The 23,683-nt window shown below is 74.2% G+C and carries 22 protein-coding genes; 16 read left to right on the top strand and 6 right to left on the bottom strand.

Annotated features, from left to right (window positions below):
* The first annotated feature begins 47 nt into the window (after positions 1-47).
* The 3 genes from miaB to dapF all read left to right on the top strand — a co-directional run bounded on the left by miaB (position 48) and on the right by dapF (position 3,681).
* Positions 48-1,565, top strand: a complete 1,518-nt coding sequence (gene miaB / locus ACWPXV_RS08285; RefSeq protein WP_454084792.1) for a tRNA (N6-isopentenyl adenosine(37)-C2)-methylthiotransferase MiaB — start codon at positions 48-50, stop codon at positions 1,563-1,565.
* Positions 1,566-1,711: 146 nt separating this feature from the next.
* Positions 1,712-2,650 carry a tRNA (adenosine(37)-N6)-dimethylallyltransferase MiaA gene (miaA, locus tag ACWPXV_RS08280; protein WP_454084791.1) on the top strand — a complete coding sequence of 313 codons (939 nt, stop codon included), beginning with the start codon at positions 1,712-1,714 and terminating at the stop codon, positions 2,648-2,650.
* 119 nt (positions 2,651-2,769) lie between these two features.
* Positions 2,770-3,681 carry a diaminopimelate epimerase gene (gene dapF / locus ACWPXV_RS08275; protein WP_454084790.1) on the top strand — a complete coding sequence of 304 codons (912 nt, stop codon included), beginning with the start codon at positions 2,770-2,772 and terminating at the stop codon, positions 3,679-3,681.
* Here dapF and ACWPXV_RS08270 read toward each other — a convergent pair.
* Positions 3,678-4,283 carry a class I SAM-dependent methyltransferase gene (locus ACWPXV_RS08270; RefSeq protein ID WP_454084789.1) on the bottom strand — a complete coding sequence of 202 codons (606 nt, stop codon included), beginning with the start codon at positions 4,281-4,283 and terminating at the stop codon, positions 3,678-3,680. The two genes, dapF and ACWPXV_RS08270, sit on opposite strands and share 4 nt — an antisense overlap.
* Positions 4,284-4,375: 92 nt before the next feature.
* On the opposite strand from ACWPXV_RS08270, the gene hflX reads away from it, so the two are divergent.
* The 3 genes from hflX to ACWPXV_RS08255 are packed head-to-tail and all read left to right on the top strand — an operon-like array spanning position 4,376 to position 8,858.
* A complete protein-coding gene (gene hflX, locus ACWPXV_RS08265) occupies positions 4,376-5,863 on the top strand; it encodes a GTPase HflX (protein WP_454084824.1) in 1,488 nt (495 codons plus the stop codon).
* Positions 5,860-7,872, top strand: coding sequence for an ATP-dependent DNA helicase (locus ACWPXV_RS08260; protein WP_454084788.1), 2,013 nt, complete (start codon positions 5,860-5,862; stop codon positions 7,870-7,872). Before hflX ends, ACWPXV_RS08260 begins: the two co-directional genes overlap by 4 nt.
* 32 nt (positions 7,873-7,904) lie before the next feature.
* Complete coding sequence (locus tag ACWPXV_RS08255) at positions 7,905-8,858, top strand: L-lactate dehydrogenase (RefSeq protein ID WP_454084787.1); 954 nt, start codon at positions 7,905-7,907, stop codon at positions 8,856-8,858.
* Here the strand turns inward: ACWPXV_RS08255 and lexA are convergent.
* Positions 8,855-9,640 carry a transcriptional repressor LexA gene (gene lexA / locus ACWPXV_RS08250; protein ID WP_454084786.1) on the bottom strand — a complete coding sequence of 262 codons (786 nt, stop codon included), beginning with the start codon at positions 9,638-9,640 and terminating at the stop codon, positions 8,855-8,857. The two genes, ACWPXV_RS08255 and lexA, sit on opposite strands and share 4 nt — an antisense overlap.
* A 91-nt stretch (positions 9,641-9,731) precedes the next feature.
* Between lexA and ACWPXV_RS08245 the strand changes: the two genes are divergently transcribed.
* A complete protein-coding gene (locus ACWPXV_RS08245) occupies positions 9,732-10,175 on the top strand; it encodes a LysM peptidoglycan-binding domain-containing protein (protein ID WP_454084785.1) in 444 nt (147 codons plus the stop codon).
* 91 nt (positions 10,176-10,266) lie between these two features.
* Entirely contained in the window at positions 10,267-10,776 is a 510-nt protein-coding gene (nrdR, locus tag ACWPXV_RS08240) for a transcriptional regulator NrdR (RefSeq protein ID WP_454084784.1), read from the top strand.
* Between the two features lie 48 nt (positions 10,777-10,824).
* On the opposite strand, the gene mgrA is transcribed toward nrdR, so the two are convergent.
* Genes mgrA through ACWPXV_RS08225 form a run of 3 tightly spaced genes read right to left on the bottom strand, consistent with a single transcriptional unit; the run spans position 10,825 to position 15,352 of the window.
* Positions 10,825-11,850: an L-glyceraldehyde 3-phosphate reductase gene (mgrA, locus tag ACWPXV_RS08235; RefSeq protein ID WP_454084783.1), complete on the bottom strand. Its 1,026-nt coding sequence runs from the start codon at positions 11,848-11,850 to the stop codon at positions 10,825-10,827.
* Between the two features lie 26 nt (positions 11,851-11,876).
* On the bottom strand, positions 11,877-13,085 hold the full coding sequence (gene serA, locus ACWPXV_RS08230; protein ID WP_454084782.1) for a phosphoglycerate dehydrogenase: 1,209 nt from the start codon (positions 13,083-13,085) through the stop codon (positions 11,877-11,879).
* A gap of 56 nt (positions 13,086-13,141) precedes the next feature.
* Positions 13,142-15,352 carry a HelD family protein gene (locus ACWPXV_RS08225; protein ID WP_454084781.1) on the bottom strand — a complete coding sequence of 737 codons (2,211 nt, stop codon included), beginning with the start codon at positions 15,350-15,352 and terminating at the stop codon, positions 13,142-13,144.
* 116 nt (positions 15,353-15,468) lie between these two features.
* Between ACWPXV_RS08225 and ACWPXV_RS08220 the strand changes: the two genes are divergently transcribed.
* From ACWPXV_RS08220 to ACWPXV_RS08200, 5 genes are all read left to right on the top strand, one after another.
* Positions 15,469-16,596, top strand: a complete 1,128-nt coding sequence (locus ACWPXV_RS08220) for a SpoIIE family protein phosphatase (protein ID WP_454084780.1) — start codon at positions 15,469-15,471, stop codon at positions 16,594-16,596.
* The gene (locus ACWPXV_RS08215; protein ID WP_454084779.1) at positions 16,593-18,206 is read left to right on the top strand and encodes a sensor histidine kinase; all 1,614 of its coding nucleotides are present in this window, start codon (positions 16,593-16,595) and stop codon (positions 18,204-18,206) included. Before ACWPXV_RS08220 ends, ACWPXV_RS08215 begins: the two co-directional genes overlap by 4 nt.
* Entirely contained in the window at positions 18,203-18,634 is a 432-nt protein-coding gene (locus ACWPXV_RS08210) for a response regulator (RefSeq protein WP_454084778.1), read from the top strand. The genes ACWPXV_RS08215 and ACWPXV_RS08210 overlap by 4 nt, the downstream gene beginning before the upstream one ends.
* A 70-nt stretch (positions 18,635-18,704) precedes the next feature.
* Complete coding sequence (locus ACWPXV_RS08205; protein WP_454084777.1) at positions 18,705-19,655, top strand: PAC2 family protein; 951 nt, start codon at positions 18,705-18,707, stop codon at positions 19,653-19,655.
* Between the two features lie 206 nt (positions 19,656-19,861).
* Positions 19,862-20,065 (top strand): cold-shock protein, encoded by a 204-nt coding sequence (locus ACWPXV_RS08200; RefSeq protein ID WP_110852282.1) that lies wholly within the window; start codon positions 19,862-19,864, stop codon positions 20,063-20,065.
* A 55-nt stretch (positions 20,066-20,120) separates the two neighbouring features.
* Here ACWPXV_RS08200 and ACWPXV_RS08195 read toward each other — a convergent pair whose 3' ends face one another.
* On the bottom strand, positions 20,121-20,999 hold the full coding sequence (locus ACWPXV_RS08195) for a spermidine synthase (RefSeq protein ID WP_454084776.1): 879 nt from the start codon (positions 20,997-20,999) through the stop codon (positions 20,121-20,123).
* A gap of 27 nt (positions 21,000-21,026) precedes the next feature.
* Here ACWPXV_RS08195 and dinB point away from each other — a divergent pair, with 27 nt between their 5' ends.
* The 3 genes from dinB (at position 21,027) to mraZ (ending at position 23,598) form a co-directional block, all read left to right on the top strand.
* Positions 21,027-22,301 carry a DNA polymerase IV gene (dinB, locus tag ACWPXV_RS08190; protein WP_454084775.1) on the top strand — a complete coding sequence of 425 codons (1,275 nt, stop codon included), beginning with the start codon at positions 21,027-21,029 and terminating at the stop codon, positions 22,299-22,301.
* A gap of 100 nt (positions 22,302-22,401) precedes the next feature.
* Positions 22,402-22,782, top strand: coding sequence for a DUF3040 domain-containing protein (locus ACWPXV_RS08185; RefSeq protein WP_454084774.1), 381 nt, complete (start codon positions 22,402-22,404; stop codon positions 22,780-22,782).
* Between the two features lie 384 nt (positions 22,783-23,166).
* Positions 23,167-23,598, top strand: coding sequence for a division/cell wall cluster transcriptional repressor MraZ (gene mraZ, locus ACWPXV_RS08180; RefSeq protein ID WP_454084773.1), 432 nt, complete (start codon positions 23,167-23,169; stop codon positions 23,596-23,598).
* Positions 23,599-23,683: the final 85 nt, after the last annotated feature.

Here is a 23,683-nt window from a genome sequence, read left to right as displayed (position 1 = left end):
GAGGTCACGGTCGGGACACGGCACGGCCCAACTACACTTGGCCGACGATGACTGCCACCGCCAGCGCGCCCCGCACCTATGTCGTGCGCACCATGGGCTGCCAGATGAACGTCCACGACTCCGAGCGCCTCGCCGGCATGCTCGAGGGAGCCGGGTACGTGCCCGCGGAGGCGGGTCCCGGTGAGGCGCTGGGCACCGGGGCGGACGTCGTCGTCATCAACACGTGCTCGGTCCGCGAGAACGCGGCCAGCCGTCTCTTCGGCAACCTCGGCCAGCTCGCCTCGGTCAAGCGCTCCCGGCCCGGCATGCAGATCGCCGTCGGCGGCTGCCTCGCCCAGCAGATGCGCGACGGGATCGTCGACAAGGCCCCGTGGGTGGACGTCGTCTTCGGCACCCACAACCTCGACGTCCTGCCCACCCTCCTCGAGCGCGCCCGCCACAATGCCGAGGCGCAGGTGGAGATCGAGGAGTCGCTCAAGGTCTTCCCCTCGACGCTGCCTACCAAGCGCGAGTCGGCCTACGCCGGCTGGGTGTCGATCTCGGTCGGCTGCAACAACACGTGCACCTTCTGCATCGTGCCTCACCTGCGCGGCAAGGAGCGCGACCGCCGCCCGGGCGACGTGCTCGCCGAGGTCGAGGCGGTCGTCGCCCAGGGCGCCATCGAGGTCACCCTGCTCGGGCAGAACGTCAACTCCTACGGCGTGGGCTTCGGGGACCGCGGCGCCTTCGCCAAGCTGCTGCGCGCGTGCGGGCAGGTCGAGGGCCTGGAGCGGGTGCGCTTCACCTCCCCGCACCCCGCCGCCTTCACCGACGACGTCATCGAGGCGATGGCGCAGACGCCCACGGTCATGCCGCAGCTGCACATGCCGCTGCAGTCGGGCTCCGACCGCGTCCTGCGCGCGATGCGGCGCTCCTACCGCTCGGCGAAGTTCCTCGGCATCCTTGACCGCGTCCGCGCCGCCATCCCCGACGCCGCGATCAGCACCGACATCATCGTCGGCTTCCCGGGGGAGACCGAGGAGGACTTCCAGGCCACGCTCGACGTCGTCGAGGCCTCCCGCTTCGCCAGCGCCTTCACCTTCCAGTACTCCCCGCGACCCGGCACCCCCGCCGCCGACCTGCCCGAGCAGGTCCCGGCCGACGTCGTCGCCGAGCGCTACCAGCGCCTCGTCGCCCTCCAGGAGCGGATCGGCACGCAGGAGAACGAGCGGCAGGTCGGGCGCACCGTCGAGGTGCTCGTCGCCGACGGCGGCGGTCGCAAGGACGGCGCGACGGCCCGGATCAGCGGCCGCGCCGCCGACAACCGGCTCGTCCACGTCGCGCTTCCCGACGGCGTCACGGACCTCCCACGTCCCGGCGACATGGTTACCGCGACCGTCACCCACGGCGCTCCGCACCACCTCGTCGCCGACTCCCCGGCGCTCGGCGGCACCTACGCCCTGCGCCGCACGCGCGCCGGCGACGCGTGGGAGCGCGCCCAGCGCGGCGACCACGACCACGGCGCGCCCGCCGCGGCCGCGGGTGGTGCCGTCACCCTCGGCATGCCGACCCTGCGCGCCCGCTGACGCCACCGTCCCCGGTTCCCCCGCACCCTGACACCGCCCCCCGCCGACAGCCGGATTTCTCGCCGCGCCGCGGGGCCGGGGTCCTCTCCCGTGCGGAGAGCCGGATCTCTCGGCGGCATCGGCGGCGGAGGAGTCCGGCTGTCGGCGTGAGGGGGCGGTGGCGCGTAGCCTGGCGCCGTGTCTCTCCCGTCCTCGCCGTCGTCGGGTCCACCGCGACGGGCAAGTCCGACCTCGCGCTCGACGTCGTCGAGCTCCTCGGCGGCCCCGCTGCCGCCGAGGTGGTCAACGCGGACGCGATGCAGCTCTACCGAGGCATGGACGTCGGCACCGCGAAGCTGCCCCTCGCCGAGCGCCGCGGCGTCGTCCACCACCAGCTCGACGTCCTCGACGTCACCGAGGAGGCGAACGTCGCGGCCTACCAGCGTGAGGCGCGCGCCGACCTCGCCGCCGTCGCCGGCCGTGGGCGCCGCGGGGTCCTCGTCGGCGGCTCCGGCCTGTACGTGCGCGCGGTCCTCGACGAGCTCGAGTTCCCCGGCACCGACCCCGAGGTGCGCGGCCGCCTCGAGGCCCGCGTCGAGGAGGAGGGCCCCGGGATGCTGTACCGGGAGCTGGCCGAGCGCGACCCCACGGCCGCCGAGCGGATCCCGCCGGCCAACACCCGGCGCATCGTGCGCGCCCTGGAGGTCATCGAGCTGACCGGCCGGCCCTACTCCGCGACGATGCCCGAGCACCGCTACCACCTGCCTGCCGTCCAGGTGGCCATCGACGTCCCGCGCGAGGAGCTCCTCACCCGCATCTCCGCGCGTGCCCGGGCGATGCTCGACGGCGGCCTCCTCGAGGAGACCCGCGAGCTCCTCGGCGTAGGGCTGGGCCGGGGCCGGACCGCGTCGCGTGCCGTCGGCTACGCCCAGGCGGTCGCCGTCCTCGAGGGCCGGCTCAGCGTCGAGGACGCGCACGAGGCGATCTCGATCGCCACCCGCCAGCTCGCCCGCCGCCAGCAGCAGTGGTTCCGCCGCGACCCGCGCGTCCACTGGCTCCCGCCGTCGCCGGACCTGGCGGAGCGGGTCGCCGCCCTCCTCCCGTAGCCCTCGGGCATATGCGGGAAAGGTGCGGCCTGCGGCGCCGGAGGACTGCAGATATCGGACATATGCGGGAGGGGGGGGAGCGGAGCGGGTCGCCGCCCTCCTCCCGTAGGCTCGCACGCATGTCGCTGCTGGCCTCGCTCCGGGGTGTCCCGCTCACCAAGGGGCACGCCACGGAGAACGACTTCGTCCTCCTCACCGACCCCGACGCCCGCCTCGACGTCGACGCCGCCGCGGTCGCCGCCGTGTGCGACCGGCGCGCCGGCATCGGCGCCGACGGTCTCGTCCGCGCCGTCCGCTCGGCCGCCCTGGGCACCCCCGAGGCCCGCGCCGCCGCAGCGCAGGGCGCGGAGTGGTTCATGGACTACCGCAACGCGGACGGCTCGGTCGCGGAGATGTGCGGCAACGCCGCCCGCCTCCTCGCCACCTACCTCGTCGACGAGGGCCTCATCGCTCCCGCCGACGGCGAGCCGGTGCTCATCGGCACCCGCGGCGGCGTGCGCAGCGTCACCCGCGCCGGCACCGGCTGGACCGTCGACATGGGCCCGTGGCAGCTGCCCGGTGGCGGTGGCGCCGTCACCCGCGGCTTCGACGTCGCCGTCCAGGTCCGCGGCCTCGAGGGCACCCGTGCCGGGCTGCGCGTCACCATGCCCAACCCGCACGCCGTCGTCGCCCTGCCCGACGAGGACGAGCTGGCGGCGGCGGACCTCGTCCCGCTCGTCGCCGTCGACCCCGAGCCCGCCGAGGGCACGAACGTCGAGATCGTCGTCCCCCTCGGGGAGACGACGACGGACGGCGAGCCCACCGGCACCGTGCGCATGCGCGTGCAGGAGCGGGGCGCGGGGGAGACCCGCTCGTGCGGCACCGGGGCCTGCGCCGTCGCCGTCGCGCTGCACGCGTGGGGCGGGGCGAGCGCGCCCCGGCTGTGGCGGGTCCCCCTGCCGGGCGGGGGGGTGGTCGTGCGGCTCACCCACGACGGCCGCGCCCTCCTCACGGGACCCGCGACGCTCGTCGGTCGCGTCACGCTGCGCTAGGCGCGGCGCACGTCGAGCACGCGGAAGCCCTTGGAGCTCGACAGGCGCTCGGTAGGCATGCCGAGCTCGGTCTCGACCCAGCGCTGCAGGGAGTCGGCCCCGAGGTTCTTGCTCACGACCAGCCGGGCCCGTCCCTCCGGCGCCAGCCGCCCCAGCCACGTGCGCAGCAGCTCGTGCAGCGCCTCCTTGCCGATGCGGATGGGCGGGTTGGACCACAGCTCGTCGATCCCGTCCACGACGAGGCCGGCGGCCTCCTCGGGGGCGGCGACGACGACGTTGCCCAGCCCGAGCGCGGCGGCGTTCCGGGCGGTGAGGTCCCGGGCCCGCTCGTTGACGTCGACGGCGACGACCCTCGCCCCCGGGGACGCGGCCGCCATCGCAAGCGTCACCGGCCCCCAGCCGCAGCCGAGGTCGACGAGCGTCCCGGCGGGGACGGGGTCGGGCACGGCGTCGAGGAGCACGCGGGTGCCGAGGTCGAGACGGTCGCCGGAGAAGACGCCCGGCGCGGTGCGGACCTGGACCGGTCGCCCGCGCAGGACGACGTCGATGGTGCGGGTCTCCCCGGGGGAGGCCGGCTGCGCGGTGAAGTAGTGCTCGCTCACTCACCGAAACCTACCCCGCTCCTGGGGATAACTGGTCGCCGGACAGGGGCTGTCGTGGGATCCTGAGGGTGGTGGACGACGACTGGGAGACCATGGCAGATCACGACGACGACGCGGTGCAGGAGCGCGACCCCGCACGGGACGTCGTGGCCAGGGTGCTCGCCCGGGCAGGGACGGCGCTCCAGGCCGACGACGCCGGGGGCCACGAGCTCGACGGCGACCAGCTGGACCGCGAGGAGCGCTCCGCGCTGCGCCGCGTGGGCGGGCTGTCCACCGAGCTCGAGGACGTCACCGAGGTCGAGTACCGCCAGCTGCGCCTCGAGCGGGTCGTCCTCATCGGACTGTGGTCCGGCCCGCAGGCCGAGCTCGCCGAGGTCTCGCTGCGCGAGCTCGCGGCGCTCGCGGAGACCGCGGGCTCCGTCGTGCTGGACGCCGTGCTCCAGCGCCGCGCCACCCCCGATCCCGCCACCTTCTTCGGCTCGGGGAAGGCCGCCGAGCTCGCCGAGCTCGTCGCCGAGGTGGGCGCCGACACCGTCGTTGCCGACTCCGAGCTCAGCCCCTCCCAGCGCCGTGCGCTGGAGGACGTCGTCAAGGTCAAGGTCATCGACCGGACGGCCCTCATCCTCGACATCTTCGCCCAGCACGCGAAGTCGCGGGAGGGTAAGGCCCAGGTTGAGCTCGCCCAGCTCGAGTACCTGCTCCCGCGCCTGCGCGGCTGGGGCGAGTCGATGTCCCGGCAGGCCGGTGGCCGCGTCGCCGGCGGCGCCGGGATCGGCTCCCGCGGCCCCGGTGAGACGAAGATCGAGCTGGACCGCCGCCGCATCCGTACCCGCATGGCCCGCCTGCGCCGCCAGATCGCCGCGATGGCCCCGTCCCGGGAGACCAAGCGCTCCTCGCGGCACCGCGCACAGGTCCCCGCCGTCGCCATCGCCGGCTACACCAACGCCGGCAAGTCCTCCCTCCTCAACCGGCTCACCGGCGCGGGGGTGCTCGTCGAGAACGCGCTCTTCGCCACCCTGGACCCCACGGTGCGTCGGGCCGAGGCCCCGGACGGGCGCGTCTACACCCTCGCCGACACCGTCGGCTTCGTGCGCTCCCTGCCCCACGAGCTCGTCGAGGCCTTCCGCTCGACCCTCGAGGAGGTGGCCGACGCCGACCTCATCCTCCACGTCGTCGACGCCGCGCACCCCGACCCCGAGGGCCAGGTCAAGGCGGTCCACGACGTCCTCGCCGACATCCCGGGTACCGAGGACATCCCGGAGCTCGTCGTCCTCAACAAGGCCGACCTCGCCGACCCCGGCACCGTCGCGGCGCTGCGCACCCGCTACCCGGGCGCCGTCGCCGTGTCGGCGCGCACCGGTGAGGGCATCGAGGAGCTGCGCGAGCGCATCGCCGAGCTGCTCCCGCGCCCCTCCGTGCGCGTGGACGTCCTCGTGCCCTACTCGCGCGGCGACCTCGTCTCGCGGGCGCACGAGACCGGTGAGGTGCTGGCGGAGGAGCACACCGGTGACGGCACGCAGCTGACCGCGCTCGTCGACCCGACCCTCGCGGCTGACCTCACCGCCGCCGCGTCGGCGTGAGCGGCACGCCCGAGCTGCTCGCCGCCGCGGTCCGGCGCCTGGGCGGCAAGGAGCGCGCGGGCCAGCTCGAGATGGCCGAGGAGGTCACCCGCACCCTCGAGGAGCCGCGCGCCCTGCTCGTGCAGGCGGGCACCGGCACCGGGAAGTCCCTCGGCTACCTCGTGCCCGTCCTCGACCACGCCGTGCGCCACCACCAGCGCGCCGTCGTCTCCACCGCCACCCTCGCCCTCCAGCGCCAGGTGCTCACCCACGACGTCCCGCTCGTCGCCGACGTCGTCGCCGCCTCGGGCGCGCCCCGCCCGCAGGTGGCCCTCCTCAAGGGCTGGCACAACTACGTGTGCAAGCACAAGGTCGCCGGCGGCTACCCCACCGAGGACGAGCCCGGTCTCTTCGCCGTCGACGCCGCCACCGCCGACGCCGCGAGCAGCACCTCCCGCGGGCCGCTCGCCGAGCAGGTCGTGCGGCTGCGCGAGTGGGCCGAGGAGACGGACACCGGCGACCGCGACGACCTCGACCCCGGCGTCGGGGACCGTGCCTGGCGCCAGGTCTCGGTGACCAAGCTCGAGTGCCTCGGCTCGAGCTGCCCCATGCTCGAGGAGTGCTTCCCCGAGGCCGCCCGGCGCGCGGCGCACGAGGCGGACGTCGTCGTCACCAACCACGCGATGCTCGGCATCGCGGCGGCGGGCTCCCCCCGGGTGCTGCCCGAGCACGACGTCCTCGTCGTCGACGAGGCCCACGAGCTGGCCGAGCGGGTGACGGCGCAGTCCACCCTCGAGCTGTCCACCGCCGTCGTCGACCGCACCGCCCGGCTGGCGCGCAAGCACGCCGGCGTGGCCGTCGAGGCCCTCGACGCCGCTGGCCGCGCGCTCGGCGCCTGGCTCGAGACGGCGCCCAGCGGGCGGCTGCGCTCGGTGCCCGCCGAGCTGCTCGACGCCGTCACGCTCCTCGAGGCCGGCAGCCGCGAGGCCATCAGCGCGATGCGCGGGGAGAGCGAGGCCGAGGCCGGCGGGCGCCTCATGGCGCGCTCGGCCATGGTCGTCCTCCACGAGATCGCCGAGCGCCTCCTCGGCGACGGCGTCGCCCAGCGCCGCGAGGTCCTGTGGTGCGAGCGTGGACGCACCGGCTTCGAGGCCGCGCGCCTGCACCTCGCGCCCCTCGACGTTGCCCGCCCCATCGCCACCGAGCTGCTCGCCGGCAAGGCCGCCGTCCTCACCTCCGCCACCCTGTCCCTCGGCGGCAGCTTCGCGCCGGTGGCCCGCACCCTCGGCGTCAGCCTCCTCGACCACCTCGAGCCCGACGACGACGCCCCGCGGCCGGCGCCCGGCCCGCGGTGGCACGGGGTCGACGTCGGCTCGCCCTTCGACTACGGCCGCCAGGGCATCCTCTACGTCGCCCGCCACCTGCCGGCGCCCGGCCGGGACGGGCCGGGGGAGGACGCCCAGCGCGAGCTCGTCGAGCTCGTCCGGGCCTCCGGCGGCGGTGCCCTCGGGCTGTTCTCCTCCCGGCGGGCCGCGGACGAGGCCGCCGAGCTCCTCCGCGCCGAGCTCGACACCCCGGTCCTGTGCCAGGGGGAGGACCAGCTGCCCTCGCTCGTGCGGCGCTTCGCCGCGGACGAGTCGGCCACGCTCGTGGGCACCCTGTCCCTGTGGCAGGGCGTGGACGTGCCCGGCCGCACCTGCCGGCTCGTCGTCATCGACCGCATCCCCTTCCCGCGGCCCGACGACCCCGTCCGCTCGGCCCGCTCGGAGGTCGTCGCCGCGGGCGGCGGCAACGGCTTCATGTCCGTCGCGGCGACGCACGCGGCGCTCCTCCTCGCCCAGGGCGCCGGACGCCTCATCCGCTCGACCGAGGACCGCGGCGTCGTCGCCGTCCTCGACTCGCGCCTCGCCACCGCCCGGTACGGCAGCTTCCTGCGCGGCTCGATGCCGCCGCTGTGGCCGACGACGGACGGCGAGGTGGCCCGTGCCGCCCTGCGGCGCCTGGCCGCGCAACCCGCACTGACCCCCTAGGCTCGGAGCCGTCGGCGACGGAAGGAAGTGCCATGGCACGCGCAGGAGCGAGCACGGTCGCGATCGTGGGGGCGGGAGCCGTCGGGGCGACCCTCGCCTACGCCCTCCTCATGCAGGGCGCGGCCCGGCGCGTGGTCCTCCACGACGTCAACCGCGCGAAGGTCGAGGCCGAGGCCCTCGACCTCGCCCACGGCATCCAGTTCATGCCGCACGCTCAGATCATCGGCTCCGACGACGTCGAGGCCTGCCGCGACGCCGACGTCGTCGTCATCACCGCCGGCGCCAAGCAGCGCCCGGGCCAGACGCGCCTGGACCTCGCGGCGAGCACGGTGGGGCTCATGCGGACGCTGGTCCCTCGCCTCACGGCCGTCGCTCCCGACGCGATCTTCCTCATGGTGACCAACCCCGTCGACATCGTCACCCAGGCCGCGCTCGCGATCTCCGGGCTCCCGCGCGAGCAGCTCTTCGGCTCCGGCACCGTGCTGGACACCTCGCGGCTGCGCTACCGCATCGCCCAGGAGACCGGAATCGCGGCCTCCAACATCCACGCCTACGTCGTCGGTGAGCACGGCGACTCCGAGCTCGTCCTGTGGAGCTCGGCGATGATCGGGGCGGTGCCGCTCCTCGACTGGAGCAGCACCCACGTCCCGCTCCTCGACGAGCCCTCCCGGGCGGCCATCGCCGAGGAGGTCGTCACCGCGGCCTACCGGATCATCGAGGGCAAGGGCGCGACGAACTACGCGGTCGCCCTCGCCGCCGTCGGAATCATCCAGGCCGTGCTCCGGGCCGAGAACCGGGTCCTGCCCGTCTCCACCCTGCTCACCGACTACGTGGGCATCTCCGACGTCTGCCTGTCGGTGCCCACCGTCGTCGGGGGCGACGGCGCCCAGGAGCGCCTGCTGCCGCCCATGACGCCGAGCGAGCAGGCGGGCCTGCGTGCCAGCGCCGAGCACATCCGCGCCGTGGCGCGCGAGCTCGGCTTCTAGAGGCTGCGCAGCACGGACACGACGCGGCCGAGAACCTGGGCCGCGTCCCCGTCGATGGGGGAGTAGGCCTCGTTCGCCGGCATGAGCCACACGTGGCCGTCGCGGCGCTGGAAGGTCTTGACCGTGGCCTCGTCGTCGAGCAGGGCCGCGACGATCTCCCCGTTCTCGGCGACCGGCTGGCGCCGGACGACGACCCAGTCGCCGTCGCAGATCGCGGCGTCGATCATCGAGTCGCCGCTCACCTTGAGGAGGAAGAGCTCACCGTCCCCGACGAGCTGGCGGGGGAGGGGGAAGACGTCCTCGACGGCCTGCTCCGCGAGGATCGGGCCGCCGGCCGCGATCCGTCCGACGACCGGCACGAAGGCGGGCGCCGGGGCGTCGCTCGCGTCCTCGGGGTTGCCGAGCTCGGGCCCGCGGACCTCGGTGCCCACGATCTCGATGGCGCGCGGACGGTTGGGGTCCCGGCGCAGGTAGCCCTTGCGCTCCAGGGCGGTCAGCTGGTGCTTGACCGAGGAGGGGCTGGCGAGCCCGACGATCGTGCCGATCTCCCGCATCGTCGGGGGGTAGCCGCGCTCGTCGACGCTGCGCCGGATCGTGTCGAGGACGAGCCGCTGGCGCTCGGTGAGCGCGCCGTCGAGCGGCTCCTGCTCCGGGAGCTCGTGCACCGTGGCGCCGCTGTCGCGCTCGTCCTGGCCTGGGTTCACGGCACGTGCTCCTCGAATGTCAGTGGTCGGTGATGGGCTCGTCCTCGACAGCGTAGAAGGCTCTCGGGCCGAGATCAAACATCTGTTCGACGGCGTGTCGACAGTGTCGGTCCCGAGTAGTACGCTGTCGCACAGACGTTCGACGTACAGACGTTCGAAGGAGGAGACGATGAGTGCACTAGCGATTCCCGCGGTCCCGGTCCGAGAGGTGCCCGGGCGGCGCCGGGGGCACCTCCAGCTCGTCGGCCCCGGCTACGTGGCCCCTGCCCCGCAGCGCGCCGAGCCCGCGCGGCCCGCGCCGGCCGCGCGCCCGGCGGTGCGCCTCACCGCCCGCGGCCGGCTCGTCCGGTCCCTGCTCCTGCTCACCGTCGCCCTCACCGCTGCCGTCACCGGTGGCAGCTGGCTCGGCAGCCTCACCGCGGACGCGCAGGGCTACCAGGGCCCCGTGGAGCGCGTGAGCGTCTCCACGGGGGACACCCTGTGGGCGATCGCCGCGGCCACGGCGCCCGAGGGCACGGACGTGCGCGAGGCGGTCGACGAGATCCTCCAGCTCAACGGTCTCGCCTCGGGCGACCTCGTCGTGGGCCAGCAGCTCGTCGTCCCGGCGGGCTGAGCCTGAGCAACCTTGCACCTCGCGCCGCGGCGCCCGTACCGTGCTCCCAGCGGTGCCACGCAGTGGCCTGCCCAAGCAGCGAGGAGCTCACGTGCACTGTCCGTTCTGCCGGAACGCGGACTCGCGGGTCATCGACTCGCGGACGGCGGACGACGGTTCTGCGATCCGTCGGCGTCGCGAGTGCACGGCCTGCCACCGCCGCTTCACGACCATCGAGACCTCGAGCCTCTCGGTCGTCAAGCGCTCCGGCGTCGTCGAGCCCTTCAGCCGCGAGAAGGTCGTCGCCGGTGTCCGGAAGGCCTGCCAGGGTCGCCCCGTCTCCGACGACGACCTCGCGCTCCTCGCCCAGCAGGTCGAGGAGACGGTGCGGGCAGCCGGGGCGGCGCAGATCAACGCCCACGACGTCGGGCTGGCGATCCTCGGGCCGCTGCGCGAGCTCGACGAGGTCGCCTACCTCCGCTTCGCCAGCGTGTACTCCGCCTTCACGTCCCTGGAGGACTTTGAGACGGCGATCGCGGCACTGCGCGCGGAGCGCCCGATCGACCCGGTCACCGAGGGTGGCTCCGCTACTGTGGGGCCCAGCGAGCCTGGCTCGCACTGACCACCGGTGACGGTGGCGGAGGGGAAGCCGCCACCGTCACCGGTCCTCTCAGCGCTTGGCCCAGATGTTGATGCCGGCGTCCACGGCGTGCCCGTCGATGCGCTCCAGCTCCTCGTCGCTGAGGTCGAGGTTGTCCAGCGCCGCGAGCGAGTCGTCGAGCTGGGCCACGCTCGAGGCCCCGACGAGCGCCGTCGTCACGCGCGGGTCGCGCAGCACCCAGGCGAGGGCGAGCTGGGCCAGGGTCTGGCCCCGCTCCTTCGCGATCCCCGACAGCGCGCGGATGTGCGTGAGCGTCTGCTCGGTGAGGAAGTCCTCGCTCAGCGACCCGCCACGGGCGGCGCGGGAGTCCGCCGGGACGCCGTCGAGGTACTTCTCGGTGAGCATCCCCTGCGCGAGCGGGGAGAAGACGACGTTGCCCATGCCCGCCTCCTCGGTGACGTCGAGGACCGAGGGGCTGCCCTCCTCGACCCACCGGTTGAGCATCGAGTAGGAGGGCTGGTGGACGAGCAGGGTCAGCCCGATCTCCTCGGCGACGGCCACCGCCTCGGCGGCGCGCTCGGCGGTGTAGGAGGAGATGCCCGCGTACAGCGCCCGGCCGGAGTCGACGGCCGTCTTGAGCGCACCCATCGTCTCGCGCAGCGGCGTGCTCGGGTCGTCACGGTGGGAGTAGAAGATGTCGACGTAGTCGAGCCCGAGGCGGCGCAGCGAGGCGTCGAGGGAGGACAGGAGGTACTTGCGCGAGCCCCACTCGCCGTAGGGACCCGGCCACATGCGGTAGCCGGCCTTGGTCGAGATGACGAGCTCGTCGCGGTAGGGCGCGAGGTCCTCGGCGAGGAGCCGTCCGAAGAAGGACTCGGCCGCGCCGGGCGGCGGGCCGTAGTTGTTGGCGAGGTCGATGTGCGTGACGCCGCGGTCGACGGCGTGCAGGACGATCTCGCGCTGGGTGTCCTCAGCGTGGCTGTGGCCGAAGTTCTGCCACAGGCCCAGCGCGATGGCCGGCAGGTCGAGACCGCTGCGCCCGCAGCGGCGGTAGGTCATCGAGTCGTATCGGTCGGACGCTGGCTGGTAGGTCATGGCCACACGGTAGTGCGGCGAGGCCGTCACCGACCGGCGAGGAGCACCCGCAGCCGGATCGTGTCGGGGACCTCGTCCAGCGCCACGCGAGCCTCGTCGGGCAGCTCCCCACCGATGTCGGTGACGACGTAGCCGAGGTCGCCGCGCGTGCCGAGGATCTGCCCCTCGATGTTCGCGCCGCTCTCGGCGAAGGCCTGGTTGACCAGGGCGAGGGCGCCGGGGGTGTTGCGGTGGAGGTAGGTGACCCGGTAGCGGGCCGTCGTGGCGCGGTCCAGGGCGAGGGGCGGGACGTTGACGCTCATCGTCGTCGTGCCGTCCAGGAGGTAGGAGACGAGCTTGTTCGAGACGAACGCGCCGATGCCCTCCTGCGCCTCCTCCGTCGAGCCGCCCACGTGCGGGGTGAGGATGACGTTGGGCAGGCCGCGCAGCTCGGAGTCGAAGGGGTCGCCGTTGCGCTTGGGCTCCTCGGGGAAGACGTCGACGGCGGCACCGGCGATCGCACCGGCCAGCACCCGCTCGCGCAGGGCGGCGTAGTCGACGAGGAAGCCCCGCGAGAGGTTGAGGAAGATCGCCCCGGGCCGCATCCGCTCGAACTGCGCGCGCCCGAACATGCCGGCGTTGCCCGCCCGGCCGTCGACGTGGAGGGTGACGACGTCGGCGATCTCGAGGAGCTCCTCGAGGCTGCCCATCCGCCGGGCGTTGCCCAGCGCGAGCTTCTCGGCGGTGTCGTAGAAGACGACGCGCATGCCGAGCGCCTCGGCGAGGACGGAGAGCTGGGTGCCGATGTTGCCGTAGCCGACGATCCCGAGGGTGCGGCCGCGCACCTCGTGCGAGCCGGCCGCCGACTTGTCCCAGCGCCCCTCGTGCAGCGCGCTGTCCTGGACCGTGAGGCGCCGGTTGAGCGCGATGATCTCCCCGAGCGTGAGCTCGACGACGGAGCGCGTGTTGGAGAAGGGGGCGTTGAACACCGCCACCCCGCGGTGGGCCGCGGTGGCGACGTCGACCTGGTTGGTGCCGATGCAGAAGGCGCCGATCGTCAGCAGGTCCGGGGCGGCCTCGAGGACACGTCGCGTGACGGTCGTCTTCGAGCGGATCCCGAGCACCTGGACGCCGTCGAGGGCGGCGATGAGCTCGTCCTCGTCCATGGCGCCGGTGTGGCGCACCACCTCCAGCCCGGCGTTCTCGAGGGCTGCATCGGCGTTCTCGTGGGGGTTCTCCAGTAGCAGTGCGCGCACCTGCCCATGGTGACGCACCGGCGCACGATCGGGGAAACCGATCCGCCCAGCGGACGTCAGTCGGCCAGCCCCGGGGGCAGCTCGCCGCGGTGCAGGACGTGCAGCAGGCGCGTGGGACGGGTCATCGCGACGTAGAGGTCGCCCGGCCCGCCCGCGGCGATCTCCTGCGGCTCCACGAGGACGACGACGTCGAACTCCAGCCCCTTGGCGGTGACGGCGTCCAGGACGACGACGGGCGCGGCGAGCACGTCCCCGCCCGGGGCCTCGAGCGCGGACCCGAGCAGGGGGGCGAGGAGCTCCCGCACGGCCGCCACCCGGCCGGGGCCGGTGACGACCGCGAGGCGTCCCTGGCCCATCGCCGCGTGCTCCGCGACGACGACGTCGGCCACCTCGCGGTCACCGGCCACCCGCGTCGTGCGCAGCGAGCCGGGGACCGAGCGCGCCGAGCGCGCCGGCGCGGCCTGGGCGCCGCCCGCCGCGCGCAGCACCCGGACGGCGGCGCTCATGACCTCCGACGGCGTGCGGTAGTTGATCGTCAGGGCCGCGGTCCGCACGTGCTCGCTGGCCGCGGTGCCCAGCAGCTCGGTCCAGCTGCGCGCGGGCTGGTGGCCCGAGCGCTGGTCGAGGTCGCCGACGAGCGTCATCGACCGGCTGGGGTTGCGGCGCAGCAGCGCCCGCCAGGCCATGGGGGACAGCTCCTGCGCCTCGTCGACGACGATGTGCCCGTAGGTCCACTCGCGGTCGGACGCCGCCCGCTCGGCGAGGCTCCGCCGGGCCTCCGGCGCCGCGAAGCGCGAGGCGAGGGTCTGGGCGTCGACCATCCCGCCCCCGATGCCGTCCTCGCGGATCGCGTGCTCGGCGTAGGCGACGTCGGCCGCCCGCTCGGCGGCCCGCGCGAGCCGGGCGCGCTCCTCGTCCGGGTTCTCCAGGCGCCCCAGGAGGACGGCGAGCTCGTCGAGCAGCGGCAGGTCCGCCGGTGTCCACGGGGCGTTCGCGGGGCGGCGGAGCAGGCGACGGTCCGCCGGGCTCAGGCCGCGCCCGTGCCGCGCGAGGAAGGCGGGGTCGGAGTACAGGCGGCGCAGCAGCTGCTCGGCCGTGGTGGGCATCCACCGGAGGTTGATCTCGCGGCGCGCGTCGCGCGACTCGCGCAGCGACTGGAGCAGCCAGCCCTGCTCGGACTCCAGGTCCAGGCCCTTCTCCCCGGCCCAGCGCCGCGTGAGCGCGTCGAGCACGGCGGTCGCGTACGTGCGGCGGGCCACGTTGTGCGGCCGGGAGCTGCGGCGGGCCCGCTCCTGCGCGGCGCGCACGTCCTCGGGCTCCAGGCGCACCTGCTCGCCGTCGACGTCGAGCAGCACCGGCTGCTCCAGGCGCCGGGGCAGCCCGCGCACGGCGTGGCGCAGCACCTGCGCCATGACGGCCCGGCCCTTGACCTCGGCCACCGCCTCCGGCTCCGTGCCGGTGGCCGGGACGTCGGCGAGGAGGTCACCGAGCGTCGTCGCGACGACGCCGCTCTCGCCGAGCGAGGGGAGCACCTGCTCGATGTAGCGCAGGAAGACGCGGCTGGGTCCGACGATGAGGACGCCCGAGCGCTCGAGGCGCTCACGGTGCGTGTAGAGCAGGTAGGCGGCGCGGTGGAGCGCGACCGCCGTCTTCCCGGTGCCCGGGCCACCCTCGACGACGAGCACGCCCTCGGACTCGGCGCGGATGATCTCGTCCTGCTCGGACTGGATGGTCGCGACGATGTCGCCCATCCGGCCCTCACGGGCGGCGGCCATCGCCGCGAAGAGGGCGCCCTCACCGGTGAGGCCCTCCACGTCGGCCTCGGTGTCGAGCAGCTCGTCCTCGACCCCGGTGACCTGCCGCCCCCGGGTCATGAGGTGGCGCCGGCGCACGACGTCGCCGCGCCGCGCCGCCGTCGCCTGGTAGAAGGGCCGCGCCGCCGGGGCACGCCAGTCGATGAGCAGCGACTCCTGGTCCTCGTCGGCGATCCCGATGCGCCCGATGTAGCGGCGCGCGGCGTCGGTGAGGTCGAGGCGGCCGAAGACCAGCCGGTTCTCCACCTGCTCCAGGCGTGACAGCGTGTCCTCGTAGTGGACCGCGAAGGCGTCCCGCTCCGAGCGGTTCTGTGGCGTGCCGCTCGCCCCCTGCCGCCGGACCTCCTCCAGGCGCTGCCGGTAGCGGCGCCGGAGGTCGTCCAGGCGCCCGTAGACGTGGTCGACGAACTCCTGGTCCGCCTGCCACGTCGTCTCTGCCTCGTTCGGCTGCACCGCGTCCCCGCTTCCGTCTCGACCGGCAGACCATTATGGACGACGGCGCGCGTGCCGTGCGTCCAAGGCCCTCCTCGCCGCTGCGTACGATGGCGCCACCGACCGGAAGGACGACAGTGACCGACAGCGAGGCCTCGGCAGCCCTGCACCTGCTTCTCGTGGAGGACGACGACGGCGACGCCGTGCTCGTCGAGGAGCTGCTCCACGACGCCGGCATCGACACCGACGTCACGCGGGCCTGGAGCCTGGAGGCGGCGCTGGACGCCCTCGTCATGCCGGTCGACTGCATCCTCCTCGACCTCGGCCTGCCCGACGCCTCCGGCCTGGACGCGCTGCTCCAGCTGCGCAGCGCCTCGAGTGCCGCCGTCGTCGTGCTCACCGGCCTCGACGACGCCGACCGCGGCCTGGAGGCCGTCGGCGCCGGCGCGGACGACTACCTCGTCAAGGGCACGGTGGGCGGTGAGGCCCTCGGTCGCGCGGTCCGCTACGCCGTCGAGCGCCGCCGTGGTGACCACGAGAAGCGCAACCAGGAGGAGCAGCGTGCCCACGTCGAGGCCGTCTCGAGCCTCGCCTCCGCGCTGCGCCCGGCGCCCCGCCTGGCCGGCGCGCCGGTCCGGGTGCTCGTCCGGAGCAACGACGGCGGGCCGCTCTCCCCCCACCTGTGCGACGTCGTCGAGCGTCCCGACGGGACCGTGCTCAGCGTCACGGGGACCGTCGCCGGGAGCGGACCGGCCGCGGCGGCGCTCGCGGTGAGCGTGCGCGCCGCCTTCCGGGCGCTCGCGCTCAGCGAGCTGCCCGTCCCCGAGGTCCTCACCGTCCTGGACCGCCTCGCGGCGGCCCACGAGGGCTCGGTGAGCGCCGTTGTCGTCGAGCTCGCTCCCGGCAGCCGCGAGGCGGTGTGCCACCTCGCCGGCCACCACGCCCCCCTGCTCCTGTCCGCGGACGCCGGCCCGCTCGCCACGGCCGGTGACCGCGGCGCGCCGCTCGGTGCGGGGCCCGGTGTGCGCCCGGTCGTCCGCACTCACCTGCGCGCGCAGGACCGGCTGCTCGTGCTCCACACGGCCGTGCTCGACCAGGCGGCCAACGCGGCACCCGAGGGTTCCTCGCTCGCCGCGGTCCTCGAGGCCGCCTCCCGCGGCACCGGTGACGACGCCGCGCTCGCGGACACCGTCGAGCGGGCCGTGCGCGCCTACGGGCCGGACGGGCAGGTCGAGCTCACGCTGCTCAGCTGGACCCTCGCGTGAGGCCCACCCGGGTCGCGTGGACCCTGCGCAACCGGCTGCGCACCGCGATCGTCGTCGCCGGGATCTCGCTCGGGCTCGTCCTCATGGTGGGGATCGCGGCGTTCAGCCAGCTCTCCCGCTACCAGGACGAGGTGACGGGCGTTGTCTTCAACGCCGTCGTCGAGCTCGAGGAGCTGCAGGCCGACCTCATCGACGCCGAGGCCGCCGTGCGCGCCTACGCACTGAGCGGCGACGAGGTGCTCCTCGAGCCCTACACCGACCTCGCCTACGGCCGGCCGGACCGGGTGCGCGCCGGTCTCGTCGAGATCCTGCCCCGGGTGCCCGAGCTCGACGGGCACTTCGACACGCTCGCCGCCGCCACCGACGACTGGCGCGCCGGCTACGCCAAGCCCCTCATCGACGCCACCGGCTCACCCGACGTCGAGGTCGAGCTGGGGGAGTGGCAGGAGCCCGGTGACGTGCTCTTCGGTGAGGTGCGCCAGTCGCTGCGCGCGGCCCTGGACGACCTCATCGACTACCGGTCCGAGGGGGCCGCGGCCATGGCCCTGTGGCAGCGGGTGCTGCTCGGCTCCGTCATGGCGCTCGCGGTGCTCGGCCTCGTCACCGGCGTGCTCCTGTGGCGCTACCTGCGCCGCTGGGTGACCGACCCGCTCGACGACCTCGCCGAGGGCAGCCGAGCCGTCGCGGAGGGCGAGCTGGAGCGGCCGGTGGCCGTCTCCGGGCCCGACGAGGTCGTCGCCCTCGCCCGCGACGTCGACCTCATGCGCCGCCACCTCGTCACCCAGATCGCGACGACGGAGCGTGCGAGGGTCGAGCTCGAGGCGTCCAACCGCGACCTCGAGCAGTTCGCCTACGTCGCCTCCCACGACCTGCAGGAGCCGCTGCGCAAGGTGGCGTCCTTCACCCAGCTGCTCGAACGGCGCTACGGCGACCAGCTCGACGAGCGCGGGCACCAGTACATCGCCTTCGCCTCCGACGGCGCCCGCCGCATGCAGCGTCTCATCCAGGACCTCCTCGCCTTCTCGCGGCTCGGGCGCGGCGACGCCGAGCCGACGCAGGTGGACGTGGGCGACTGCCTCACCGAGGCCCTGGACAACCTCTCGGAGCTGCTCGAGGAGACCGGCGCGCAGGTCACCTCCGACCCGCTGCCCGAGGTCCTCGGCCACGCGGGGCTCCTCACCCAGCTCCTGCAGAACCTCGTCGGCAACGCCGTGAAGTTCCGCCGCCCGGACGAGACCCCCCGCGTGCACATCGGCGTCCAGCGGGTGGGCTCGGAGTGGCTCTTCCTCTGCAGCGACAACGGCATCGGGATCGAGCCGCGCCACGCCGAGCGCGTCTTCGCCATCTTCCAGCGGCTCCACGCCAAGGACGCCTACAGCGGCACGGGCATCGGCCTGGCGATGTGCAAGCGCATCGTCGAGCACCACGGGGGCCGGATCTGGGTGGAGCACCAGGACCCGAGCAAGGGCACGACCGTCCGGTGGACGGTCCCCGCGTCCGCGCACCGGGGGCTGTCGACCGTCGAGGCGCGCACGGGGACGGGCGACGAGCGTGCCATCATGGCCCCGGGTGCCGCCGGCGACCCGCAGACGAGTGAGGTGGACCGATGACCGACATGATCGAGGTGCTGCTGGTCGAGGACGACCCCGGGGACGTCCTCATGACCGAGGAGGCCTTCGCGGACTACAAGGTCGCCAACCAGCTGACCGTCGTCGCCGACGGTGAGTCCGCCATGGCCTACCTGCGCAAGGAGGGGGAGTACGCCGACGCGCCGACGCCGGACCTCGTGCTCCTCGACCTCAACCTCCCGCGGATGGACGGCCGCGAGGTGCTCGGCGAGCTCAAGGCCGATCCCGAGCTGCGTCGCATCCCCGTCGTCGTCCTCACGACCTCCGACGCGGAGGAGGACATCCTGCGCAGCTACAACCTCCACGCGAACGCCTACGTCACCAAGCCGGTGGACTTCGAGCGCTTCATCGAGGTCGTCCGCAAGATCGACGACTTCTTCGTCTCGGTCGTGCGGCTGCCCGGTCGCTGAGCCGCCGGGAATGCGGGCAGCCGCCCGCGCGTTCCACCCGTTGACCGAAGCTTGAGGAGGGAGAACGCTGGTGGAGCTGTACGACGTGCACCCCGAGGCAGGGGACGTCCGCGCGCGAGTGCTCGTCAACGCGCTGACCGGAGCCATGGACGCGGGGCACGCGGCCGCGCTCGCCGCGCGCCACCTCACCGCCACCCTCGAGCACCAGCGCCTGCTCACCTTCCGCGCCGACGAGCTCATCGACTACCGGGCGCACCGCCCGCCGATGACCTTCGAGAACTGGCGCTGGACGGACTACGAGGAGCCCTACGTCGTCCTCGACCTCCTGCGTGACGACGAGGGCACCGAGCTGCTCCTCCTCCACGGCACCGAGCCGGACCTGCGGTGGCACGGCTTCGTCGACGCCGTCATCGACGTCGTCGAGCGCCACGGCGTGCAGCGCACGATCAGCATCCACGGGGTGCCGATGGGCGTGCCGCACACCCGGCCCACGACCGTGACCGCCCACGCGAGCGAGCCGGGCCTCATCTCGGCCCAGCCTGAGATCATCGGCACCGTCCAGGTGCCGGGGAGCGTCACCGGGCTGCTCGAGTACCGGCTCGGCCAGGCCGGCCACCAGGCCGTCGGCTTCTCAGCCAACGTGCCGCACTACCTCGCGCAGAGCCACTTCCACCAGGCCGCCGCCGAGCTCGTCCGCCAGACCGCCCGCTCCGGTGAGCTGGCCCTGCCGGTCGGGGACCTCGAGGAGGCGGCCACCGAGGCCGCGAACGAGATCGAGCGTCAGGTCTCCTCCTCGCCGGAGGTCACCGCGGTCGTCAAGGCCCTCGAGCAGCAGTACGACGCCTTCATGCGCGGCGTCAACCAGGAGACGAAGGCGACCCTCCTCGCGCAGCCCGTCGACCTCCCCACGGCCGACGAGATCGGCGCCGCCGTCGAGGCGTTCCTCGCCGACCAGGACCTCGCGGGGGACCCCGACGACGCCGCTGGTGAGGACCTCCCGGAGCCGTCCGGGGACGTGTAGCGGGCGCCTCCGCGACACCCGGACGGGCGTCCTCGGATCGCTAGTCACGACGGCGGGGACGTGCCACACTTGTCCGCGTTGCAGTTGCAGTTCGCTTACGTATGACCCTGGCCATGGCTGGGCCTAGCACGACGTGGGACGAGGCATTGCGGCACGGCGGAGCCGGCACACGGCCGGCTCCACAACGTCCCCGGAAGGACACTCACATGGCACAGGGAACCGTGAAGTGGTTCAACGCTGAGAAGGGCTACGGCTTCATCGCCCAGGACGGCGGCGGCGCCGACGTCTTCGTCCACTACTCCGCGATCGAGTCCGACGGCTACCGCTCCCTCGAGGAGGCGCAGCGCGTCGAGTTCGAGATCACGCAGGGCCCCAAGGGCCCGCAGGCGGAGAGCGTCCGCCCGCTCTGACACCCGTGAAGGGGCCCGCACCGGTGACGGTGCGGGCCCCTTCGTCGTCCCCGGCTCAGGACTCGCCGGGTGACGCGACCGGGACGTCGTCGTGGCGGGGGGCGTGGGAGCCGGCGAAGTCGACAAGCTCCTCCCCGGCCACCAGCCGCACCGGCAACGGGAGCCCGCGCAGCGCCCGGGCCAGGCCCGGCGTCGCGACCGGGTGCGCCGAGCCGACGAGCACGACGTTGCCGTAGCGGCGGCCGCGGAGGATCGCGGGGTCGGCGATGAGCGCGACGTGCGGGAAGACCTCCCGCAGCGTGGCGACCTCGGTGCGGGCCACGGTGAGCGGCGGCCGGTCGGTGAGGTTGACGAGGTACAGCCCGTCCTCGGTGAGTGCGCTGCGCGCCTCCGCGGCGGCCTCCACGGTGCGCACGTGGTTCGGGACGACGACGCCGGCGAAGACGTCCCGCACGACGACGTCCCAGGACCCGGGCGTGAGCGTCCCGAGGGCGGCGCGCGCGTCCGCCACCCGCACCCGCAGGCGGGGGGCGCGGGGCAGGTCGAACCACAGCCGCGACAGCCGGGCGAGCTCCGCGTCGATCTCGACGACGAGCTGGGTCGACCCGGGGCGGGCCGCCTCCAACGCCCGGGGCAGCGCGCAGCCGGCACCGCCGAGGTGGACGGCGCGGAGCGGCTCCGGCGCCGGGGCTCCCGCCTCCTCCAGGACGACCGTCATCTGCTGCATGTACTCGAACTCGAGGTGGGCAGGGTCGGCGAGGTCGACGTAGGAGCTCTCGGCGTCGTTGATGAAGACGGTGACGGCCGACGGCCGGGAGGGGTCGCGCAGCAGCTCGACCACCCCGGTGGAGGTCCGGACCGGGCCCTCGGGCAGGTCGGGGAGGGGCAGTCGCCTGCTGCGGCCGCGCCGTCGGAGGGCTGGGCGCTCGGGCATGCGCCCCAGGCTAGCCTTGAACACGAGATGAGCAGAGGCGAGCGCAGCGCCGCGGCCCGGCGCGACTGGGGCAGCGACGACACGGGCACGAGCGTGCTCCACGTCGACATGGACGCCTTCTTCGCCGCCGTCGAGCTCCTCGACCGTCCCGACCTCCTCGGCCGGCCGGTCATCGTCGGTGGCGAGCAGCGCGGCGTCGTCCTGTCCGCCACCTACGAGGCCCGGCGCTTCGGCGTGCACTCGGCGATGCCGATGTCGCGTGCCCGGGCGCTGTGCCCGCAGGCCGTCGTCCTCCCGCCCCACCACGACACCTACACCCGCGTCTCCCGGCAGGTCATGGCGATCCTTGCCGACGTCACGCCCGTCATGGAGAAGGTGAGCATCGACGAGGCCTTCCTCGACGTGTCCGGTGCCCGGCGGCGGCTCGGCCCCCCGGTGGCCATCGCCCGCGCCCTGCGCGAGCGCATCCACCGCGAGCTGGGCGTCCCCGCGTCCGTGGGGGTGGCGGCGACCAAGTTCGTCGCCAAGCTCGCCTCCAGCCACGCGAAGCCCGACGGGCTGCTCCTCGTCCCGCGCGAGGCGACCGTCCCCTTCCTCCACTCCCTGCCCGTGGGAGCGCTGTGGGGCGTGGGGGAGCGCACCCGTGAGCGGCTCCACGTCCACGGCATCGACACCGTGGAGGCGCTCGCCGCCCAGCCGGTGCGCACGCTCCACAAGATCCTCGGGGTGGCCGCCGGGCAGCGGCTGCACGACCTCGCCAACGGCCGCGACCCGCGCGCCGTGGAGCCGGAGCGGGCGGAGAAGTCCGTCGGCACCGAGACGACCTTCGCCGCGGACGTCACCGACCGGGCGACCCTCGAGGCGGTCCTCCTCGACCAGGCGCACCGCACCGCGGCGCGGCTGCGCGCCGCCGGCATGGTGGGCCGCACCGTGGCGCTCAAGGTGCGCTTCTCGGACTTCCGGACGATCAGCCGCTCGCGTGCCACCGAGGCGACGGACGTCGCGCACGACGTCTTCGCCGTCACCCGATCGCTCCTCGACGACGTCGCCCTGCCCCCGGGCGGTGTGCGCCTCATCGGGGTGCGGGTCGAGCAGCTGCAGCAGGCCGGTGAGGGCGTCCAGCTGCGCCTCGACGAGGACGACAACCGGCGCGAGGCGGAGACGGCGATGGACACGATCCGACGGCGTTTCGGGCCCGCGGCGCTGCGCCCGGCGTCCCTCCTCGAGCGTTCCGCGCAGGCGGGAGCAGGCCCGGCCGAGGGGCCCGAGCCGACGGCGGGTGGCGGCCGGGAGCGCCGCTGAGGAGAGTCGGGCTCCAGTCGGCTTTCCCCCGGCGCTCCGGGGACCTAAACTTGGGTCAGTCGCCCTCGTGGAGGGCACCTCGACCAGGATCGGAGGACCGATGCCTCTTTCTGAGTATGAGCAGCGGGTGCTCAGCCAGATGGAGCAGCAGCTCCGTTCCGACCCCCGCCTGGTGAGTACCTTCACCTCCGAGCAGCGCTACTCGGGCCGTCGCCTCGCGCTCGGGACGCTGGCGGTCCTCGCCGGCCTCGCGATGCTCGTCGGAGGCGTCGCCGCCTCCCTCGTGTGGCTCGGGGTCCTCGGCTTCGTCGCGATGCTCGGCGGGGTCATGCTCGCCATCTCCAAGCCGCGGGGCGCCGCGCCCAAGGCACCGTCGTCCCGGCCGCGGGCCGGAGGGCCCGCCGCCGCGCCGCGTCACGGCGGCTTCATGCAGCGTCTCGAGGAGCGCTGGGACCGCCGCCGCGACGACCGCGGCCGCTGACCCACTCTTCCTCCCGCGAGAGCCGGACCCCTCACCTGAGGAGTCCGGCTCTCGGCGTGTGAGGGGCCGTTCCATCTCCCTCCCCGGCTCGCCCCACATCGCTCCACCGGCCGCGCCCCACATCGCTCCACCGGCGCGGCCCACCGCGCTCCACCGTGCTCCCCGGCGGGCGGGACGGGCGGAGTTCCGCCCGGAAGGGCGACGCGACGACGCGCCGACGCCATCACCCGTGACAATCTCCTCCACTTCTCCCCACCCCCGCTGACCTGCGGTGATGCGCTCGAAAGGGGGCGACGTGACGCGTCTTTCCATTGACGGGGGAGGGAAGTGGAGTAATGTGGGGCGCAATGGCGGCGAGTGGTTCGGTGAAGGGTGGTGGACTGCGTGTTCCTCGGCACCTACCACCCGCGCCTGGACGACAAGGGCCGCCTCATCCTTCCCGCCAAGTTCCGCGACCAGCTCGCCGGGGGCCTGGTCCTCACCAAGGGCCAGGAGCGCTGCCTGGCGGCCTACCCGATGCGGGAGTTCGAGGAGATCCACGAGCAGCTGCGCAAGGCGCCGATCACCGACCGGCGCGTGCGTGACTACTCCCGCGTCCTGCTCGCCGGAGCCACCGACGAGCAGCCCGACAAGCAGGGCCGCATCACCATCCCGCCCCACCTGCGCCAGTACGCCGGCCTCGAGCGCGAGCTCGCCGTCATCGGCACGGGTTCGCGGGTGGAGATCTGGTCCGCCTCCGCCTGGGACGACTACCTGGCGGCCTCCGAGGACGCCTTCGCCGACACGGCAGAGGAGGTGGTCCCCGGACTCTTCTGACGCACCCGACCTCCGCACGACGAGGTCTCTCACCGCGACTCTGACGCACTTCCCCGGCGCCAGAGCCCGGCGGCGGGAGTCCTGG

It is taken from the genome of Georgenia sp. Marseille-Q6866, assembly GCF_965111665.1.
Note: the sequence above shows the minus strand (reverse complement) of the source record. Positions and strands in the feature narration are given on the sequence as shown.